Consider the following 19127-nt stretch of genomic DNA (forward strand, 5'->3'; position numbering starts at 1 on the left):
TTCGATTTTTAGGATATGAAAAAAAGTTTGACGTTTATTTTGCTTTTGGCTGGTACAGTGGCTTTCGCCCAGGAATCTAACAATGGTAAAAAAATGTGGGCAAAATCTATCCTGAACGAAAAGGCGCCGGAGTTAGTTGTTGAAAAATGGATTTCGAAACAGCCCGATACCAAAGAGAAATTTGTACTGATCGATTTTTGGGCAACTTGGTGCGGACCATGCAGGGCCTATATACCAACTTTAAATGATCTGCAGAAAAAATATGCTGATAAGCTGGTAATTATCGGTATTTCTGATGAAGCAGAAGAAAAAGTTGAAGCTTTTGATAATCCAAAAATCAATTATTTTGAAGCCATCGATACCAAAGGTACAGTAAAAGAGCTGATTCAGGTTAAGGGCATTCCGCATGCTATTCTCATCGATCCGAAAGGAGTGGTGAGGTGGGAAGGCTTTCCTTTGTTGCAAGGGAATCAGTTAACAGAAGAAGTAATAAAAGGACTTTTAGATAAGTATAAAAATTAATATTAATGGAGGTTACGAAAAATAACCGTACCTTTGCAGCCCGAAATAAATCGGTTAGTAGTTGATAGTCAATGGCTGATAGCCAAATAGTTTGCGCAGCTTGCATAAACACCACGACCATTAACTATAAGCCATTAACTATCAATAGAACACCCATGAGTAATATTATAGCCATCGTAGGCAGGCCAAACGTAGGCAAGAGTACCCTTTTTAATAGACTAACCGAAAGCCGTAAGGCTATTGTAGATGATGCAAGCGGCGTAACCCGCGATAGGCACTATGGAGTAGGTGAGTGGACCGACAGACAATTTACTGTAATTGATACAGGTGGTTATGTAGCCAACTCAGAAGACGTTTATGAAGCTGCCATCCGTGAGCAGGTAATGATCGCCATAGAAGAGGCCAGTGTATTAATCTTTATGGTTGATGTAACCACAGGCATCACCGATCTTGACGATGACATTGCCCAGGTGTTGCGCAGAAGTAAAAAGCCGGTTTATGTAACCGCAAATAAGGTAGATAATACCGCATTGTATAACGAAATCCATACTTTTTATGGTTTTGGTTTAGGTGAGGTTTATCCATTATCATCAATGACGGGTTCTGGAACAGGAGAGTTATTGGATGAAATTGTTAAAAATTTCGAAGATATTCCTGAAGAAGAAAATCAATTGCCTAAAATTACCATTGCAGGTCGCCCGAATGTGGGTAAATCATCTTTGGTAAATGCATTAATTGGTAAAGAACGTAATATTGTTACTGCAAATGCAGGTACCACCCGCGATTCGATCAAAATCCATTATAACCAGTTCGGTCACGAGTTTATGCTGATCGATACTGCCGGATTACGTAAAAAAACAAAGGTTAAAGAAAACTTAGAGTTTTATTCGGTAATGCGTACCATTAAGGCTCTAGAAGAAGCTGATGTAGTGGTATTGATGATTGATGCTGTAGAAGGGATCGAAAGTCAGGATATTAATATCTTCCATTTGGCTGAGAAGAACAAAAAAGGTATTGTAATTTTGGTTAACAAATGGGATTTGATTGAAAAGAATACCCAAACCATGAAAGCTTTCGAAGAGCAGATTCATGAGCGTATCCGTCCTTTTACCGATGTGCCGATTGTATTTACATCAGTATTGAACAAGCAACGTATTTTCAAAGCAATTGAAGCTGCTTTAGAGGTTTACAAAAACCGTAGCAAGAAAATTCCTACATCTAAATTAAATGATGTAATGTTGCCGTTGATCGAGAAATTCCCACCACCGGCATTAAAAGGAAAATTCATTAAAATTAAATATATCACTCAAATTAATGCTACTTCGCCAATGTTTGCTTTTTTCTGCAACCTGCCGCAGTACATTAAAGATCCGTATAAACGTTTCATTGAGAATAAATTAAGAGAAAACTTCGATTTTTCGGGTGCACCAATCCAGATTTATTTCAGACAGAAGTAAGGTTGAGGGTTTTAAGGTGGAAGGCTCAGGGCCAATATGCCTAAAAACCAATGTTATTTAAAGCAGGGCTGCATTCCATAGCGAAAGCAGCCCTGTTTTTGTTGGTAAAGCATTGTTATGCTGAACGCAGTGAAGAATCTATATGGTGTTGTACCAATGTTTATGTCGTTACAGTTAAGGGTTCGGTGTTTCATCGGTTAGGGATTCTTCACTGCGTTCAGAATGACAGTAATTTTTCTGTTCGTTGAGATTTGTAATCTCGACGTTTTGTTCTCTGGATTTGAAATCCACTAGAGGTTGAGCTAACAAGATTATTGTATTTTCCTAATCTGTGTTCATCTGCCTAATCTGGGGTGAAAAAATACCCTTACCTTTACTGCATGCAATTACAAGTACAAAACAGCCTTTCAACCGATATCGATACCATTTTCGAATTTTATGATATGGCCATTGCTCATCAAAAGAAAGTATTTAACAAACATTGGCAAGGCTTTAGCAGGGCGATGGTGCAAACCGAGATTGATGAAAACCGACAATACAAAATTATTGTAGACGGAGTTGTTGCCTGTGTTTTTGCCGTTACTTTTAACGATCAGTTAATTTGGGGCGAACGCGATCATGATGCCATTTATATTCATAGGATTGTAACCCACCCTGATTTTAGAGGTTACTCTTTTGTGAAGGAAATTATTAAATGGGCAAAAAGCTATGCTGCAGAAAATACCATTAAATTTATCAGGATGGATACCTGGGCCGATAATGAAAAACTACTCGAATATTATACTGGTTGTGGCTTCGATTATGCTGGCATGGTAACCATGGAAAAAACCGAAGGATTGCCCAAACACTATGAAGGCATTAGTTTAAGTTTGTTTGAAATTGTGTTGTAAAGATTATCTTCCTCTTTTGCAACGAAGACTTACGAGTATGCCGATTGTATCGGCTTAACTGATTTGAACACATTATAAATGTGTATTTCATTCATCCTCTTTACAAACCAGGACGATAAATGCGAATATTATGCTGTAATTTCCGTGTCTCCACGGCAAATTAATCAGCGGGAGTAATTTATTTAAGTTCAATCTTCCAGCTCAACATATCATCAACTTCGCCGATATGGATAAAATTATTTTTTTCTAAAATAGAATAAGAGGCCACATTATCTTTCGTGGTGGCAGCAAAAACAGATTTTACTTTAGGCTGCTCTTTGGCCCACTCGATTAATCTGCCAACGGCTTCCGTCATAAAACCCTTCCCCCTGAATTCTTCATAAGTACCATAACCGATTTCAATTTCACCATTCGGATCAGGCTCACCTACGAAACAGATATCACCCACCATCCTATGATCTGGTTTTGAAATGATTGTCCATAAGGTATGGTAGAGATAATCTTTATCCTTATCAAAAACATTGGGTAAAATGGTTTCTTCCAGAGCGTCGTGTAACGATGGAGAGATATTTTTTTTAGTAGGCAACAGATCAAATTCTTTTTCGAGCGAGTGATCGTCTTTGATGTATTTTAAAAGTTGATTGTGTGTTAAAGGCTTTAAAATGAGGCGTTCAGTTTCTATCATATTGGTGATTATTAGATAGACTAATATAATGGTTTGGCTCTTGAATAAGCAAGATTTTAAAATAAGCTTTCGTTAAAACAAAAGAAAGCATCCGGTTTTTTTTCGAAATACCTGATGCTCCTAAAGACTAATAAACTTTTATAACCTGACCGGTAATTATCCCTAAAACGCTTTTTTCAAAGGCTTTAACCACTTTTTCCATGGTAACGGGAATTTCCCCGGGAAAAGAATCGAAGTAAGCTGGAGAATCTTCTACCACATTCGGACTAATCGCATTTATACGGACTTCGTTTTCGAGTTCAGGAGCTGCTGCAATTACAAAAGAATTTAAGCCTCCGTTTACTGCACTTAATACTGCTCCTGCAGCTATCGGATGATCTGCCAATATCCCGGAAGTTAAGGTAAAGGAGCCGCCCTTGTTAATGTAATGCTGCCCGATAAGCACCAGATTAACCTGTCCTAATAACTTATCGAGTAAACCGCTTTTAAATTTTTCGCCTGTCATTTGCTTTACCGGCACAAACGGGCCTTTTCCACTAGTACTGATCAGGGCATCAAAAGCACCGATTTTATCGAACATGGCTTTAATGGATGATTCATCGGTAATGTCGACCTGAACATCACCTTTGGTATTTCCTACGCGGATTACTTCATGTTTTTCAGCAAAGGCATCCGCAACTTTTTTACCTAATGTTCCTGTTGCGCCTACAATTATTATTTTCATGCTTTTATGTTTAAAGGTTTGATACTTGCTAAGTTAACATTGCTATTAAACATTAAGGTCATCTAAAAGTTTGTATTGTTTCAGTGCTGCAATACCATTTCGGCTTTCAAATCATTGATAAATAGATTGATATGAGCTTTTGTTACGTTTGGCATGCAAATGATATGCGAATTTCCCTGTTCGGACGCTAATTGCCATTTTTTGCAGGTTGCAGGTGGTGGAGTAGGGAAATTTACGGTAATGGCATTTGGGTTCCGCCATGCGGCTATGCCCATTTCCTTAAGTTTTTCTTCAGTATAAGCTGCGGTTGATAAACTGTGCATTGCCCGTTTTTTTAAACCTGTTAAGCCTAAACGTTTAATGGTATGCCATAAAAATAACGGACTATGTCCATTTCTGGATCCCGTAATGGTGGTATCTACACTTCCTATATAGGCTACTGAACGTGCAATCCGATCACGGTTCGATTTTTTGGCAACAACCACGCCACACGGCATTGGTGAACCGAAAAATTTATGTCCGCTAATGGCAATGCTGTCTGCTCCATCTTCAAAATCAAAAGCAGGCCTCGGCTCAATCAATGCGCTGTAAGTACCAGAAAGTGCAGCATCAGCATGGATATAATAATGTTGTATGGCCAATCTTTTTAAGATGGTTTTGATTTTAGCCACATCATCACGTGCCTCCGTCATGGTGGTGCCAATATTGGCCATAATAATTACCGGCATGTGGCGATTCATCCTAATGGTATGTTCCAGATCTTCGTAATCGATTTCACCATTTTCCTGGGTGCGGATTACTATATTGGACATGTTGAGCAAATGCAGGTTTTTTTGAACACTGTAATGCGTAGCTTCTGAGTAGTATACCATTCCCTTTGGATGAAGTTCTCTTGCGAGGTACAAACCGTACAGGTTGCCTTCTGAGCCACCGTTGGTTACATAACCCCACCAATTATCTGCTGGTGCGCGAAAAAGTTCGGCAAAAAACTGTACCACTTCTTTTTCCAGTTCACGCGATCCGACACCATAAGTAGAAGCAACAAAAGGATCGCCGAGGTTATTCATTGGGTATTTTAAGAAGTCAGATAATGCCTGATAGTCAAAATCTTTCGAAACCGGATAGCCGAGAAATAAATCGGTTTGTTCCCTAACTTTTTCCAATAGATTATTTAGCACTTCCTGATCTATTGCCTGTAATTTTCTCTCGTCCATAACTCATATAGTTTGCGGACAAAATTAGCTAAAACAAAATATAGTATTATTTTTTCTTTTAAAATAAGAATATTATATCGTTTGTTGCGTTTTGTTTAAAACTTAAGTCTGTTTTAGGCTGTTAATCTAGCCTTAGAGAAGTATAAAATATGGTTATTGCAGGTTAAGTAAAGCCTGCCTAACCGCATTATCAGTTTGGTTTGCCGCCCTGTAATAACCAACATCACCTAAATAATACCGGCAAAGCAGGGCTTTTAAATCATTCAGGATTACACTTTTTGCACTGTATAATTGAAGGCGGTCTATCGGTACATTTTTGCGTTGAAGAAATCCGATAAAATCTTTAAAATCATTATCGTTTATGGTAAAAATATTGATATTCTGTTCTACAAAGCTGGCATTATATTTTGAGGTTAATACATTAAATACGTAGTCTGACAGCACTTTTTTACTAACCAGGTTACTGTAGAATTTATTATAACCGGTAGTATCTAATTTTACAAATACATCCGGCTGGATGCCACCCAATGGCTTTATTTTTTTTGCCGGCTGAACATTTACGCCTTCCGTTTTCTCAATAGAATCCTGAAACGAAGTACGGTCGTCGCCGGTTAGCTCCCCATCTGTCATCCGTTCATCCAGTTCGTGTTTATAAGCATCGTAACCTTTTTTATATGATTTCTGGATGCTGCGGCCCGATGGGGTGTAATACCTGGCAATGGTTAAGTTTAGTGCCGATCCATCGCCAAAGGCAAATTGTTCCTGTACCAAGCCCTTACCAAAAGAACGGCGGCCAACAATAATACCCCTGCCTAAATCCTGAATGGCACCAGCTACAATTTCACTGGCAGAAGCTGTATTTTCATTAATTAACACCGCTAGTTTGCCATTTTGAAAGGCGCCTGTTCCTGTAGAAAAATAATCAGTACGGGGTTCGTGTTTGCCCTGCGTATAAACAATGAGTTTGTTTTCTGGTAAAAACTGATCGGCCAGGCCCGTTGCCGCGGTAAAATAACCTCCGCCATTATCACGCAAATCGAGAATCAGCTTTTTCATGCCCTTAGCCTTAAGGTTGTTCGCGGCAACAGAGAAATCGCTATCCGTGTTGGCGCCAAATTTACTGATGCGTACATAACCGGTTTCACTATTAATCATATAAGCTGCATCAATGCTGCTGATGTTTACTTTGCCACGGGTAACCATAATGCGGTTACTCTGCAGGGCGTTCGGATGTAAGAGAACTACACTTACCCCAGTTCCTGCCTTACCTTTAAAACGGCCGGTTAGCTGGTCTTTTGGTAAATTTCTTCCACTTACGGTTGCTGTATCAATGCTGAGGATTTTATCTCCCAGTTTTATACCGGCCTGATAAGCCGGTCCATCTTTAACCACCCCCGTAACCATCATGGTATCATTAAGCATGTAATACTCAATGCCCACACCTTCAAAATTTCCTTCCAGGTTATCAGTCATATCCTGCGCATCAGTTGGCGGCAAGTAAACGCTATGTGGATCGAGTTGGTGTAAAACGCTATCTATAGGTAAATTTTGAAGTGAATCGGTGTTGATGTCATCAACGTAATTTCCATTGATGATATGAAGGATTTCATTTAGCTTTTCGTCGCTGTTACTGGCCAGCTGTGGACTTTTTTTAACGCCAAATCCCTGATCTTTAATAAATTTTATACCCAAAAACATACCCGCTATTAAAATTACAGAATAGCTTGTAGCGATCAGTATGTTGTTACGGGTATTTTTTTTCATTAGCGTTAGGCAAATTTATGAAAATTAGCGGGTTGATATATTTTTTAACTGCATTTTCGTGTCTTTTGTTTCTAATTTTTAACATTAATTAAGACAAAAGAGGTGTTGGTTGAAATTTGTTCGATATATTTTTGATTTTTTAGGGTAGATTTTAGAAAGAATTTACCGAATTTTATCAAAATTAAATTTATGAACAGAGTTACCGAGCAAGAATCCAACTATCACCACATCGACCAGATGTCGGTTTTGGAAGTTCTGCAGGGCATTAATAACGAAGATAAAACGGTTGCTTTTGCCGTTGAAAAATCTTTGCCTCAGATCGAAAAATTAACAACAGCTGTAGCCGATAGAATGAAAAAAGGTGGTCGTCTTTTTTATATTGGTGCAGGTACAAGTGGACGTTTAGGCGTGGTAGATGCATCCGAGTGTCCGCCAACTTATGGAGTACCTTTTGATTGGGTTGTGGGGATTATTGCCGGTGGTGATACGGCCATTAGAAAAGCAGTAGAATTTGCCGAAGATGATGCTGAACAGGCCTGGAAAGATCTTCAGGAGTTTAACATCAACGAAAAAGATTGTTTGGTTGGTTTAGCCGCTTCAGGTACTACACCTTACGTTATCGGTGGGCTGAACACGGCACGCAAAAATGGAGTTTTAACCGGTTGTATTGTTTGCAATACCGGCGGACCTATTGCTGCAGAATCCGATTTTCCGGTTGAAGTGGTAGTCGGCCCTGAGTTTGTAACCGGATCAACCCGCATGAAATCTGGCACAGCACAAAAACTGGTTTTAAACATGCTGAGTACCACTGTTATGGTTCAGTTGGGCCGTGTAGTTGGCAATAAAATGGTTGATATGCAGTTAACCAATCATAAACTGGTAGATCGTGGTACGCAAATGGTTGCCGACGAACTGAACATTGGTTACGATGAAGCTGCAGAATTGTTAACCCGTTACGGAAGCGTGCGTAAAGCAGTAGAAGCAGGACATTAGAAATGAGAGAAGGATAGAATAATTGAATGTTGGAATGTGGAGTAACTAATCATTCTCTCATTCAAAACTCACTCATTCAATAATTATAATTAAAAAAGCATGCACGAGATTGAGCCTTATTACCAGTGGAGAGATGATTATATTTCGGCAGAAGATGAGCGTTCGCCATTTTACAATACCGAATATTCAGAACTTTACTTCGATAAGCAGATATATAACTTTCTGTTACATCCGCAATGGGATGAATTTGGTTCCAATACCCTTTACATGAAGGTATTATACGCCGATTACGACTGTGGTTATGCCATTATAGAGTTTATCGGTGAGTGGAACGATGCCATTAACAATGATATTATGTTGTTGAAACGCGATATTTTAGAACTGATGATGGACGAGGGAATTAATAAATTTATCCTGATCGGCGAAAATGTATTGAATTTTCACGCTTCAGATGACAGTTATTACGAAGAATGGTTTCAGGAAGTAGAAGATGGCTGGATTGTTGGGGTAAATTTCCAGGAGCATGTAATTACCGAGTTTCGAGATAATAACATCGATTATTACATTAACTTTGGTGGTGCCTTTGATAATTTGCCATGGCGGACGTTAAAGCCCCTACAGTTCTTTAAAAAAGTTGAAGAACTGCTGACAAAAAGATTAAACTAAATATTTATTTTTATATAGTTAATACACAAAATTTAAAATGGAACAACAAAATTTCGAATATCAAAAAAATAGTGTTTTTGTACAGGAAAACTCTGTTTCTAAAAAATTCTTTGCTAACGTTTTCTTATGGATGTTCGTGGCAATGAGCTTATCAACTGTAGCTGCGTATTTATTCGGTACAAATGAACAGTTAATGCAATATCTTTTAAATATTAATCCAGCAACGGGTAAAGTGAGTATGTCAATTTTTGGCTATATCGCGATGTTTGCTCCATTGGCACTGGTGATGTTAATGGGTTTTGGTTTAAGCAGATTATCATTGCCTGCATTAATTGGAGTATTTGTGCTTTATTCAGTATTAACAGGTGTAAGTTTAAGTTTTATCTTGCTAACCTATACTTCAGGTTCGGTCGTTAGCTGTTTTGCCGGTGCGGCAGGTATATTTGGTATTATGGCTTTTATGGGCTATACCACTAACATCGATCTAAGTAAATTTGGTCCGATTTTAATGGTTGGAGTAATTGGTTTAGTAATTGCCATGGTGATTAATATGTTTATCCAGAGCGAGCAATTCAGTTTGTTTATGGCTTTCATTGGTATCGCAATATTTACAGCATTAACGGCTTACGATGTACAAAAAATCAAAAGAATAGGCGAAGGGATCGAAGCGAGCGGCGAACAGGTTCTTCAAATCGAATCTAAGAAAATGGCTATTGTAGCTGCATTGTCTTTATACTTGGATTTCTTAAATATCTTCCTTTTCTTATTACGCATTTTTGGAAGCAGAAAGTAATGAATAAAGTTTTAGCTGTTATTGGTTTCATATTAGTTGGCGCATGCATTCAAGTGCTCATTAAGCTTTTTATTACCGAAAACATTTATGTGGTAGCTTTGGGCAGTGGGCTTTGGATGGGTTATATGGCTATTTGGTATAATAAAAAGTTCGGTAAACCAGCAGTTCGCTAATACGATAAAACAGAACAATATTCTTAAGGCTGCGCAGTTTTGCGTGGCCTTTGTAATTTTATTTGGCGGCAAAGCGATAAATTTTGGAATTGATGTAGCTTTGTTGCATTTTTGTATGCTTATTAAGAAAGACGGAGGGATTAGACCCAACGAAGTCTTAGCAACCTGTAACCTACAAGGTGCTACATTCTATCCCGAATAAATTCGGGACCAGATAAGTTTAGGATTACGATTCACGTACCAACTTTTTAAATAAGCCACATAAGTATTGGGTATTAAGCATCAAGTATCAAGACAGATTTGTTTATACTTTGCTTTTATCTAAAGTTAGTTCGATCTATCATTAATCTTGATACTTGAAACTAGCTGCTTGTTACTAATAACAACAGATGAGCATAAGAGAAGAATTAGAGAAACGTATTTTAGTGATTGATGGTGCAATGGGTACCATGATTCAGCGATATACCTTAACCGAAGAAGATTTTAGGGGAGAGCGATTTAAAAACCATCCCTGTGATGTAAAAGGCAATAATGATTTGCTTAACATCACGCGTCCGGATATTATAAAAACCATACACCTGGAGTATCTCGCGTCTGGTGCCGATATTATCGAAACCAACACGTTCAGTACCCAGCGCATTTCCATGGCCGATTACCAGATGGAAAATCTTTCTTACGAAATGAGTTTCGAAGGAGCACGTGTGGCAAAAGAAGCTGTTAACGAGTTTATGGCTGCAAATCCCGATCGTAAATGTTTTGTTGCTGGTGCCATTGGTCCAACCAACCGTACACTTTCCATGTCGCCTAATGTAAACGACCCTGGTTTTAGGGCGGTTTATTTTGATGAACTCGAAGAGGCTTATTACGAGCAGGTACGTGGTTTGGTAGATGGTGGCTCTGATGTATTATTAATTGAAACTATTTTTGATACGCTAAATGCTAAAGTGGCCATTGTAGCCATTAAAAAATATGAAGAAGTAATTGGCCGTAAACTGGAAATCATGATTTCTGGTACCATTACCGATGCCTCCGGAAGAACGCTTTCAGGTCAAACTGCTGAAGCTTTTTTGAACTCTGTAATGCATGCAAAGCCATTAAGTATCGGTTTTAATTGTGCATTGGGCGCAAAAGAAATGCGTCCGCATATTGAGGAGCTTGCTGCAAAAGCAGGTTGTTATGTTTCGGCCTATCCAAACGCTGGTTTACCAAACGAGTTTGGTGCTTACGATGAACAGCCGCACGAAACAGCACATTTGGTTGATGATTTTATTGCATCAGGTTTTGTGAATATTGTTGGCGGCTGTTGTGGCACTACCCCAGAGCATATAGGCTGTATTGCCAAAAATGCCAGAAAAGCCGAGCCGCGGAAAATACCGGTTCTTGAACCACATATGCGTTTAAGTGGATTGGAGCCTGTAACCATCACTCCAGAAAGCATTTTTGTAAATATTGGTGAAAGAACAAATATTACCGGATCTCCAAAATTCTCTAAACTGATTTTAGGTGGAGATTATGAAGCCGCATTGGCCGTTGCTTTGCAACAGGTTGAAGGTGGTGCGCAGGTAATCGACGTAAACATGGATGAGGGGATGTTGGATTCGGAAGCCGCAATGACCAAATTCTTAAACCTCATTGCCTCTGAACCAGATATTGCCAAATTGCCAATCATGGTCGATTCATCTAAATGGTCGGTTATTGAAAATGGCTTAAAATGTTTGCAGGGAAAAGGAATTGTAAACTCTATTTCACTAAAAGAAGGGGAGGAGAAATTCCGCGAGAGTGCCCGCAAAATTATGCAATATGGTGCTGCCGTAGTAGTAATGGCTTTCGATGAGCAAGGTCAGGCTGATAATTACGAGCGTAGAAAAGAAATCTGCAAAAGAAGTTATGATATTCTGGTTCACGAAATCGGTTTCCCACCAGAGGATATTATTTTCGATCCGAATATCTTAACTGTTGCAACCGGATTAGAAGAGCATAATAATTATGCTGTCGATTTTATAAATGCAACCCGTTGGATCAAAGAAAACCTGCCTCATGCAAAAGTGAGTGGAGGGGTTTCTAACATTTCTTTCTCTTTCAGGGGGAATAATACCGTTCGCGAAGCAATGCACTCCGCATTTCTTTATCACGCCATTCAGGCTGGTTTAGATATGGGGATTGTAAATGCAGGGATGTTAGAGGTTTATCAGGAAATTCCACCCGAGTTATTAGAAAGGGTAGAAGATGTACTCTTAAACCGAAGAGACGATGCTACGGAGCGTTTGGTAGAATATGCTGATACCGTAAAATCGAAAGGTAAAGAGGTGGTTAAAGATGAAGAGTGGAGAAAAGGCCCTGTTGAAGAAAGGTTATCACATTCCTTAGTAAAAGGAATTGTAGAATATCTGGATGATGATGTGGAAGAAGCCAGACAAAAAAATGCCCGTCCGATTCAGGTAATCGAAGGACCATTGATGGACGGGATGAACATTGTGGGTGATTTATTCGGTGCCGGAAAAATGTTCTTACCCCAGGTGGTAAAATCGGCAAGGGTAATGAAAAAAGCTGTAGCCTATTTATTGCCATTTATCGAACAGGAGAAGCTGGATAATCCCGATCAAAACCAAAGTTCATCGGCAGGAAGGGTATTAATGGCCACCGTTAAGGGTGACGTGCACGATATTGGAAAAAATATTGTGGGTGTGGTATTGGCCTGTAACAACTTCGAAATTGTAGATATGGGCGTGATGGTACCTGCACAGGAAATCATCAAAAAGGCCAAAGAAATAAAAGCTGATATTATTGGCTTAAGTGGTTTAATTACACCATCATTGGATGAAATGGTTCACTTTGCCAAAGAAATGGAACGCGAAGGGTTCACCATTCCCTTAATTATTGGTGGAGCAACTACTTCAAGAATCCATGCTGCGGTAAAGGTGGCGCCAAATTATTCAGGACCTGCTATCCACGTGTTAGATGCTTCCAGAAGTGTTACCGTTTGCAGCACCTTGATGAATCCTGAAACAAAAGACGATTATGTGGCAGGCATCAGGGCTGAATATGATAAAGCCCGCGAAGCACATTTAAATAAGCGATCGGATAAACGTTTTAAAACGTTAGAAGAAGCACGTGCAAATAAATTTAAGATCGATTTTAAAGAAAACTTACCAGTTCCGGAATTTACAGGGACAAGGGTTTTCGATAATTATCCCTTAGAAGAATTGGTGCCATATATCGATTGGACGCCATTTTTCCATACCTGGGAGCTCCGCGGCAGCTATCCGAAAATTTTCGACGATAAAAATGTAGGCGACGAAGCAAAGAAACTTTTCGATGATGCACAGACTTTATTAAAACGTATCCTCGACGAAAAACTGTTAACAGCGAGAGCCGTAATTGGTTTCTGGCCAGCAAATAGTGTTGGAGACGACATCGTTTTAGATGTAAAAGGTAAAATGGAAAATGGAACGGATCCATCGTCCATCTCACATCAACCATCTTCCGTTGTTATTCACACCCTCCGCCAGCAGGCCGAAAAAGTAGATGGACAGCCTTATTATGCTTTATCTGATTTTATTGCACCAAAAGAAAGTGGCATTCAGGATTATTTTGGTGGTTTTGCCGTAACGGCAGGTATTGGAATTGATGAGTTGGTAAATGAGTTCGAATCCAATTACGATGATTATAACAGCATTATGGCTAAAGCATTGGCCGATCGTTTAGCTGAAGCCTTTGCGGAACGTTTGCACGAACGTGTACGTAAGGAATACTGGGGTTATGCACAGGACGAAAACTTGAGCAACCAGGAATTGATTAAGGAGGAATATGCAGGTATCCGTCCGGCACCTGGTTATCCAGCCTGTCCGGAGCATACCGAAAAGGGGACTTTATTCCAGTTGCTCGATGCGGAGAATAAAATCGGATTACATTTAACTGAAAGTTATGCCATGTATCCAACGGCAGCGGTAAGTGGATTTTATTTCGCGCATCCTGATTCGAAGTATTTCGGTTTAGGTAAAATTACCAAAGATCAGATTGAAGATTATGCCATCAGAAAAAATATGCCGATTGAAGAAGTGGAGCGGTGGTTAAGTCCGAATTTAGCTTATTAATATAGCTTCCTTGTCATCCTGAGAGCAACGAAGGATCTCTGGAGAAAAGACATATAAATTGATGTTGCAGTCATCAGAAAATAGGAACTGCTAAATGTTGGAGATGCTTCATTAGCATTCAGCATGACAACCAAAACAGGTTATGAAGATCACAGACCATATAAAAAACGCAAAGGGTAAAACCTTATTCTCTTTTGAATTATTACCACCTGTAAAAGGACAAAGTATCCAATGGATTTACGATGCGATAGAACCACTATTGGAATTTAATCCTCCTTTTATCGACGTAACCTCGCTTCGCGAAGATTACATTTATAAGGAACAGGCAAACGGTTTGTTGCAAAAGGTATCTTACCGTAAGCGTCCGGGTACCATTGCCATTTGTGCGGCAATTATCCATAAATATAAAGTTGATGCCGTTCCACATCTTATTTGCGGAGGCTTTACCAAAGAAGAAACCGAAAATGCGCTGATCGATTTACAGTTTTTGGGTATTGATAACGTGTTGGCATTACGTGGTGATGCACGTAAGGCAGATGGTAATTTTGTTCCTACCCCAGGCGGACACTGTTATGCTACAGATCTGATCGAACACATTAAAAACCATAACGAAGGTAAATTTTTGCACGAAGACGTAGAAACCTTTAAAAGTGATTTCTGTATTGGCGTTGCGGGTTATCCTGAAAAACACTTCGAAGCACCTAACCTGAGCACCGATTTCAAATATTTGAAAAAGAAAGTAGAGGCAGGTGCTGAATTTATTGTGACGCAGATGTTTTTCGATAACCAGAAGTATTTCGATTTCGTAAAGAAATGCAAAGAAAATGATATCAACGTGCCAATTATACCAGGTTTGAAACCGATCAGTACCTTGTCGCAATTAAATGTGTTGCCTAAAATTTTCCACATCGATTTACCTGATGAATTAACCGATGCCCTATCGCATGCTAAAAATAATAACGAGGCAAAAGAAATCGGTACCGAAGCCATGATTAAACAGTGTAAAGAACTGATAGATTTTGGTGCACCTGTACTACATTTTTATACGATGGGTCGCCCCGAGCAGACTAAAAAGATTGCGAAGGCTATTTTTTAATGACTGACTGCTTAGTCGGGTGACTGGTTAGTCGGGATTTGCAATCCCGTCTTTGGATTATCTTTTAGTGGATTTAAAATCCACAGTACATAACGTCGAGATTACAAATCTCGACGATCGAAGAAAGATGCTGAAATGAATTCAGCATGACGGCAAATTGAAAATAACCATGAATAATTTAAATACCGACAAGCAAAACCTTGATGCCATACTTACAGCAGTTAAACAGCAGGGAGTTGATTATTTAAACCATATTCATGAACGCTCAACGGTGAACTCGGGCGAAGTGGAGATTATTGGCGATTTGAGTGAACAAGGTACTGGTACTGTTGAAGCCTTAAAACAATTTAACCAGCGTTTTGAGCCCATTATGGTGGCTTCTTCTGGCCCAAGGTACTGGGGTTTTGTAACGGGCGGAACAACTCCTGCGGCGATTGCCGGCGATTGGTTATCGACCATCTACGATCAGAATACACAAAGTGCTAAAGGTAACGGCGATATTTCTGCTATAATCGAACTGGAAACTATTCAGTTATTACTTTCATTATTTAACCTGCCTAAAGATTTTTTTTGTGGCTTTGTAACTGGCGCTACCTTATCTAATTTTACCTGTTTAGCCGTGGCCAGACAGTGGATTGGCAAACAGCTGGGGAAAGATTTTGCTAGGGAAGGGGTTTCTGGAAATGTGAAAGTATTATCGGCTACACCACATTCATCAGCTATTAAATCCTTATCGATGTTGGGTTTAGGTAGCGGTAATGTGATACAGGTAGAGGTATTGCCAGGTAACCGCGAGGCCTTGGATGTTGTCGATTTAGAATTAAAAATCCAAGCTTTAAATGGAGAAGCTTTCATTTTGATCTCCAGTGCCGGAACAGTAAATACGGTAGATTTTGATGATTTTGAAGCCATTAACCTGTTAAAACAAAAATATAATTTCTGGTGGCATATTGATGCCGCTTTCGGTGGTTTCGCGGCCTGTTCTTCTAAATACAGTCATTTGGTTAAAGGCTGGGAAAATGCAGATAGCATCACGGTAGATTGCCATAAATGGTTAAATGTACCTTATGAAAGTGCGGTGTTTTTTGTAAAAGAAAAACATCAGTTGTTGCAGGTAGAAACTTTTCAGAATGCTAACGCTGCTTATTTAGGTAACGCAATGGATAATTTCAGTTATTTAAATTTCCTTCCCGAAAATTCCCGCCGCTTAAAGGCTTTACCGGCCTGGTTTACATTAACCAGTTATGGAAAACAGGGTTATCAGGAAATTGTAGAAAGCAATGTTGAAACAGCTTTGCAGTTTGCGGATTTTATAAATGAAAATCCAAATTTTGAATTATTGGCACCTGTGCGCTTAAATACCGTTTGTTTTTCGTTGACAGATGAAAATTTAGTTCCATTATTCTTAACTAAATTAAATTCAACCGGAAAAGTATTTATGACCCCTACACTTTACAACGGGAAGAAAGGAATCCGTGCTGCTTTTGTAAACTGGAGAACAAAAAGCGAAGATGTTGATCTGGTTACTGCAGTTATGACAGAAATTCTTACAGAACTTTAACCATAATTTTATTGTTTTAGAAGCATACCGCTTATATTTGCAACAATGAAGTTTTATGCTTTTAAATACGTGATAATTGCCTGCATAGCGGTAACTTTTTTCTTAAAAGTGAGCCATGTGCTTTCGTATTTAAGTTATTCTGCCGATAATGTTGAGTTTTTATCTGTTAATGATGATGCAACGGAAAAGGAAGAAAAAAAGGTAGAGACTGAATATGCAGTATATCAGGTTGTATTTCATGAGCATGTTTATTTTCCACTGCAAACGTCAAAAAAAGTAATCATTCCCGATCATTCTTTTCAATTGGCTTACTTCCCCAAGGTATTAACGCCGCCACCTTCCGTTTAAACATATTTTTATATGTACCCCCCTTTTCCACGAAAGTGGAATCTATTGTCTATTAAAAAAAAAATATAAAATAACAGATATGAAACGAGCAATTTCATTTGTAGTGCTATTAGTCGCTGCTTCTTTTAAAATCAGCGCACAAGAAGTTGTGCAGAACAATGTAAAACCTGTAGAAAATGCCTTAAGTCTGGTCGCTAAACTTCAACCTGTAAGCTTTAATTACGATAAAACCTGGGCAGAGAAATTAAAATTATCTGCAAGGCCACAATATGGTTTTGTAGGGACAGATGCGAAAACCGCTGTTCCGGAAATTGTTTCGGTACAAGCTAAAAGCTATTCGTCGGGTAAAAATGTATTTAAAAATGCTACTATAACCAAAGTAGATTACGAAAGTTTAGTCCCGCTTTTGGTTGCCAGTATAAAAGAGCAGCAACAACAGATTGAAGAGTTAAAGCGTGAGTTGAAATCATTAAAATCGCAAAACGCAAAATAATAAAGAGTTCCGGTGAAAACCGGAACTTTTTTGTGCCAATATTAATTACTCAAAGTAAAAAAACAGTAACTAATCTGTGGTTATGGCCACTCAGTGTAATTATTGGGCTAGCTTTACCCGATTAAATAATTATCAATATATAAATGAATAACAAAATTGCCCAAAGCCAGTCTCGATCAAATTACGCCGTTCCCTTAGTTACCATTACCCTTTTATTTTTCATGTGGGGATTTATTACCTGTATGAACGATATTTTGATTCCATATTTGAAGCAGCTTTTTAAATTGAGCTTTTTTGAATCGATGCTGGTGCAATTTTGTTTCTTTGGTGCCTATTTTGTAGGGTCGTTAATTTACTTCTTAATTTCTTATACCAAAGGTGATCCTATTAATAAGGTAGGTTATAAAAAAGGAATTCTTTTTGGAATTGTATTGGCAGCCATAGGTTGTGTCTTGTTTTTCCCTGCCGCAACTTATTCCGTTTATCCGCTATTTTTGGGTGCATTGTTTGTACTTGGATTGGGCTTTACCGTTTTACAGATTACCGCCAATGCCTATGTTTCTTTATTAGGGCCTGAAGACAGTGCCTCAAGCCGTTTAAATTTAACGCAGGCTTTTAATGCTTTTGGAACCACGATAGCCCCGATTTTAGGTGGTCACTTGATTTTCGAATTCTTTTCAGAAGCTGATGGAAGTTTTAGCGCATCTGCCACCCGTATTCCATATTTAATTTTTGCAGGCATATTATTACTGGTGGGTTTACTTATTTTTTATGTTAAACTACCTTCTTTTCAACCCGAAGAAGAAGAGCAGGTGAAAGGTTTGGGTGTATTAAAATTTCCGCATTTAACCAGGGGGATTATCGCCTTGTTCTGTTACGTTGGAGCTGAGGTTGCTGTAGGAAGTTTTATCATCAGCTTTTTAAGATTGCCAGAAATTACCGGATTGGATGAAGTGGTGAGTAAAAATTACCTGTCTCTTTATTGGGGCGGGGCAATGATAGGCCGTTTTGTGGGATCAATTTCTCTTAATCATACATTAAGCCAATCGAAAAAGTTAATCTATATGCTTGGGGCAGCCATATTGGTGTTTGCACTGATTTATGGGATTGTTGATTTAACTTTTGCACAGATCAGCTTCTTCCTGGTATTTATTGCTCTAAATTTCTTAGGATTTTTAATCGGAAAATCAGCACCTGCCAGAACTTTGGCCATTTTCTCTGCCATCAATGTACTGTTATTAATCTCTGCAATGGTAAATAAAGGTGAAATGGCGATGTATAGTGTTTTGGGCATAGGGATTTTTAATTCGATCATGTTCTCCAACATTTATACCCTCGCTATTGCTAAACTGGGTGCTTATACCAGTCAGGGTTCTTCGTTATTGGTCATGGCCATTTTAGGGGGTGCTGTTATGCCGCTTATTCAAGGTGCTGTGGCCGATAAAATTGGTGTTCATCACTCGTTTATACTACCATTGGTATGTTACCTCTTTATCTTGTATTTTGGTATTTATTGCTCGAAAAGGTTAAAAGGCATTGAGCAGACGGGGATGAAATCGGGACATTAGTTTATGTTGGTCTGGATTTATAATCCAGACCTATTGTAATTTAATATCTATGAATCGCGGTAAAGGATTAAAAATCCTTAGTTCAG

General features: G+C 38.8%; 16 protein-coding genes, 1 pseudogene and 1 riboswitch. Of the genes and pseudogenes, 13 read left to right on the forward strand and 4 right to left on the reverse strand.

Features of this window, described 5'->3' with window-relative positions:
- The first annotated feature begins 15 nt into the window (after window positions 1–15).
- From R2R28_RS03110 to R2R28_RS03120, 3 genes are all read left to right on the forward strand, one after another.
- On the forward strand, window positions 16–522 hold the full coding sequence (locus R2R28_RS03110) for a TlpA disulfide reductase family protein (protein WP_316824249.1): 507 nt from the start codon (window positions 16–18) through the stop codon (window positions 520–522).
- A 155-nt stretch (window positions 523–677) separates the two neighbouring features.
- Window positions 678–1979: a ribosome biogenesis GTPase Der gene (der, locus tag R2R28_RS03115; protein ID WP_316824250.1), complete on the forward strand. Its 1302-nt coding sequence runs from the start codon at window positions 678–680 to the stop codon at window positions 1977–1979.
- A 380-nt stretch (window positions 1980–2359) separates the two neighbouring features.
- On the forward strand, window positions 2360–2869 hold the full coding sequence (locus R2R28_RS03120; protein ID WP_316824251.1) for a GNAT family N-acetyltransferase: 510 nt from the start codon (window positions 2360–2362) through the stop codon (window positions 2867–2869).
- A gap of 178 nt (window positions 2870–3047) precedes the next feature.
- Here the strand turns inward: R2R28_RS03120 and R2R28_RS03125 are convergent, their stop codons facing one another.
- The 4 genes and pseudogenes from R2R28_RS03125 to R2R28_RS03140 all read right to left on the reverse strand — a co-directional run bounded on the left by R2R28_RS03125 (window position 3048) and on the right by R2R28_RS03140 (window position 7256).
- Window positions 3048–3554 (reverse strand): GNAT family N-acetyltransferase, encoded by a 507-nt coding sequence (locus tag R2R28_RS03125; protein ID WP_316824252.1) that lies wholly within the window; start codon window positions 3552–3554, stop codon window positions 3048–3050.
- A gap of 127 nt (window positions 3555–3681) precedes the next feature.
- A pseudogene (locus tag R2R28_RS03130) lies at window positions 3682–4281 on the reverse strand (short chain dehydrogenase); the annotation flags it as partial.
- 77 nt (window positions 4282–4358) lie between these two features.
- Complete coding sequence (locus R2R28_RS03135; RefSeq protein ID WP_316824253.1) at window positions 4359–5492, reverse strand: histidine decarboxylase; 1134 nt, start codon at window positions 5490–5492, stop codon at window positions 4359–4361.
- A 153-nt stretch (window positions 5493–5645) separates the two neighbouring features.
- Window positions 5646–7256 carry a S41 family peptidase gene (locus R2R28_RS03140; protein WP_316824254.1) on the reverse strand — a complete coding sequence of 537 codons (1611 nt, stop codon included), beginning with the start codon at window positions 7254–7256 and terminating at the stop codon, window positions 5646–5648.
- Between the two features lie 189 nt (window positions 7257–7445).
- Between R2R28_RS03140 and murQ the strand changes: the two genes are divergently transcribed.
- The 10 genes from murQ (at window position 7446) to R2R28_RS03190 (ending at window position 19041) form a co-directional block, all read left to right on the forward strand.
- Window positions 7446–8249: an N-acetylmuramic acid 6-phosphate etherase gene (gene murQ / locus R2R28_RS03145; protein ID WP_316824255.1), complete on the forward strand. Its 804-nt coding sequence runs from the start codon at window positions 7446–7448 to the stop codon at window positions 8247–8249.
- Window positions 8250–8348: 99 nt separating this feature from the next.
- Window positions 8349–8915 (forward strand): hypothetical protein, encoded by a 567-nt coding sequence (locus R2R28_RS03150; RefSeq protein WP_316824256.1) that lies wholly within the window; start codon window positions 8349–8351, stop codon window positions 8913–8915.
- A 37-nt stretch (window positions 8916–8952) separates the two neighbouring features.
- On the forward strand, window positions 8953–9708 hold the full coding sequence (locus R2R28_RS03155) for a Bax inhibitor-1/YccA family protein (protein WP_316824257.1): 756 nt from the start codon (window positions 8953–8955) through the stop codon (window positions 9706–9708).
- On the forward strand, window positions 9708–9881 hold the full coding sequence (locus R2R28_RS03160; protein WP_316824258.1) for a hypothetical protein: 174 nt from the start codon (window positions 9708–9710) through the stop codon (window positions 9879–9881). Before R2R28_RS03155 ends, R2R28_RS03160 begins: the two co-directional genes overlap by 1 nt.
- Before the next feature lie 116 nt (window positions 9882–9997).
- Window positions 9998–10102, forward strand: a riboswitch (SAM riboswitch).
- Between the two features lie 168 nt (window positions 10103–10270).
- Complete coding sequence (gene metH / locus R2R28_RS03165; protein WP_316824259.1) at window positions 10271–13975, forward strand: methionine synthase; 3705 nt, start codon at window positions 10271–10273, stop codon at window positions 13973–13975.
- Between the two features lie 142 nt (window positions 13976–14117).
- Complete coding sequence (metF, locus tag R2R28_RS03170; RefSeq protein WP_316824260.1) at window positions 14118–15071, forward strand: methylenetetrahydrofolate reductase [NAD(P)H]; 954 nt, start codon at window positions 14118–14120, stop codon at window positions 15069–15071.
- A 169-nt stretch (window positions 15072–15240) separates the two neighbouring features.
- Window positions 15241–16632 carry a pyridoxal phosphate-dependent decarboxylase family protein gene (locus tag R2R28_RS03175; protein ID WP_316824261.1) on the forward strand — a complete coding sequence of 464 codons (1392 nt, stop codon included), beginning with the start codon at window positions 15241–15243 and terminating at the stop codon, window positions 16630–16632.
- A 45-nt stretch (window positions 16633–16677) separates the two neighbouring features.
- Window positions 16678–16980 carry a hypothetical protein gene (locus tag R2R28_RS03180; protein WP_316824262.1) on the forward strand — a complete coding sequence of 101 codons (303 nt, stop codon included), beginning with the start codon at window positions 16678–16680 and terminating at the stop codon, window positions 16978–16980.
- Between the two features lie 79 nt (window positions 16981–17059).
- Window positions 17060–17473: a tail fiber domain-containing protein gene (locus R2R28_RS03185; protein ID WP_316824263.1), complete on the forward strand. Its 414-nt coding sequence runs from the start codon at window positions 17060–17062 to the stop codon at window positions 17471–17473.
- 143 nt (window positions 17474–17616) lie between these two features.
- A complete protein-coding gene (locus R2R28_RS03190) occupies window positions 17617–19041 on the forward strand; it encodes a sugar MFS transporter (RefSeq protein ID WP_316824264.1) in 1425 nt (474 codons plus the stop codon).
- Window positions 19042–19127: the final 86 nt, after the last annotated feature.

It is taken from the genome of Pedobacter miscanthi, assembly GCF_032678605.1.
GTDB classification, from domain to species: Bacteria; Bacteroidota; Bacteroidia; order Sphingobacteriales; family Sphingobacteriaceae; genus Pedobacter; species Pedobacter miscanthi_A.